The organism is Vibrio sp. 10N.222.49.A3, from assembly GCF_041475145.1.
Lineage (GTDB): Bacteria > Pseudomonadota > Gammaproteobacteria > Enterobacterales > Vibrionaceae > Vibrio > Vibrio tasmaniensis_A.
Genome location: NZ_JBFRVM010000269.1, coordinates 1 through 1891, shown reverse-complemented (window position 1 = coordinate 1891; position 1891 = coordinate 1). Strand labels below are relative to the sequence as shown.

Below are 1891 nucleotides of genomic sequence, written 5' to 3'. Positions count from 1 at the left end.
GAACAAGCTTACTGGGTTAGGTAGGCGCTGACGGATCCCCTCATATTTTCCCTAGTCCTGCGTTGTGTGTGAGCCTTTGATATTCGAACATTCCCCATTGATATTGGGATTCATTAATTTGATATCGCCGATGATTTCGTACCTCTCTCCCTAGACGAGGTATGGATAGAACTCGGCGGTGTTTAATGCTGTTGGCTTGGAAGTCAAAATGCCATTTGGCTTGTACTGCAATGAGGCCATTCCACCACATCAAGATTTCAGCGAGCAACGCAATAAGAAGCAGGATATCCAATCGCTTAGTACAACGAGTTCTGTTGTGACGAAGTGCGATTCCATAGGCGGTACTCTTTAGATCGCGGAAGGCTTCTTCTATTTGCACTGCGTTGATAGAGATGTGTAGCGGAGTGTTTTTGACTGGTTCTGCTATGGCGTTGGGCTTTTCTGCCTTTTTCTAATCCTTTATAAACATAGGCTTCACAAGATATCGGTGATCTCTTTGCTAATAAGCAGTGGCCAAGATATTTGGGTTTATGGACAGCGTTTGGATAAAAGGTTTTATTTGAGACCCAAGGTTTTTGGGGTTGTTTGATTGATACTTCACCTCGGACACGACCTAACCAAAACCAACCTTTCTCCTGAACTTGGCGGAACCAAGTATTTCTAAAACCCGCATCAGAAACGATGATCGGACTGATTTTATTCGGTAAAATACTCTGCAATTTATCGAGGAATGTTTGGTGACTTTTTGGTGAATTGTATTGGCCATACTCAAAAACTTGCTCAAAGATTGTGATGGCTCGTCCATCAAGTGCAACGGATGCTCTTAACGTCATATAACGAAGTTGTTCACGAACATCAGACCAATCCACAAGGATGACAGGGCAAGGGTTGGCGCCCGTTATTAAGTAGGCATGCCATTTATAAATAAGGTCTTTTTCACGATGTAGTTGGCGATTTCCAAGCAGTCTATCAACGCGTTTGATCGCATGTTTTACCGTGGTATTAGTTTCCAGTTTCCGACCTAGTTTAGTCAACGTTAAGTCTGAGCCGTCAAGTACACTTCTTGTAGCAAGTATCAGAGAACTAACGCGTTTTTTGTGAATGGAGGGGCATTGGTTTTGTATGGTTTTTTGTAGAATCTGAATGTCGCGCATTGTTAACCCACTTGTTCGAAATGTGTGTTCAGCGATATTCATTAGATCAAAGACGGCGATGCGCGTCTACCTCATTGTTTTTATGCATAATTATGAGGGGATTCGCAAGAGGTAGGCGTGATCTTCACCATCAATATTGGACACTTCATTAAACGACTTTGCCATACCTGAATTAATTCATAATTTACTAAATTAGCAAAAACACTGACAAAGTTTTGTCCAACAACGAGCTAGCTTAGATCTGTCGGGTGGACGACACTTGTTACCAAGTGCCGTCTCCCTAAGAACCCAGCGTGCAACTTTCACTGCACTAGGCTCAAGCCTCCACAAAGGCATCAAATGATACTCAGCAACTTATAAAGCAGTCGGAGCAGGTTCGTTCCAATAGTTACGAGCTAGCCTTTTGGACTTCCTTTTAGCCAAGTATTCTTGGTATTGAGGGTAAAATGTTGTCACTGCACTTCGGATTTTCACATGCCTTTCTATTGGCACTTTGGCTATTTGGAAGAGATTGAACTGGCAATCCATATCCATGATCTTCTGCCAACCGTGAAACTGCCACTGGCCTTTTCGGTTGATGAAGTATTTTAGGGCGATCCAAGTTTTAGACTTTGTTGGATGACGCCTTTTAGCCCAGTACCATCGTATGGAATAGCTTGTTACCTACATATCCGACTACCTGAAACTTGTCGTCGAAATACACGGAACGGGACGACTCTGTCTCTAAACTGAATTAC

At 42.9% G+C, this 1891-nt stretch carries 2 pseudogenes; both read right to left on the bottom strand.

Going from position 1 to position 1891, the window contains the following annotated elements:
* Positions 1 to 40: 40 nt before the first annotated feature.
* Positions 41 to 1154 (bottom strand): annotated as a pseudogene (locus tag AB4589_RS24890) (IS4 family transposase).
* Between the two features lie 354 nt (positions 1155 to 1508).
* A pseudogene (locus AB4589_RS24885) lies at positions 1509 to 1836 on the bottom strand (group II intron reverse transcriptase/maturase); the annotation flags it as partial.
* Positions 1837 to 1891: the final 55 nt, after the last annotated feature.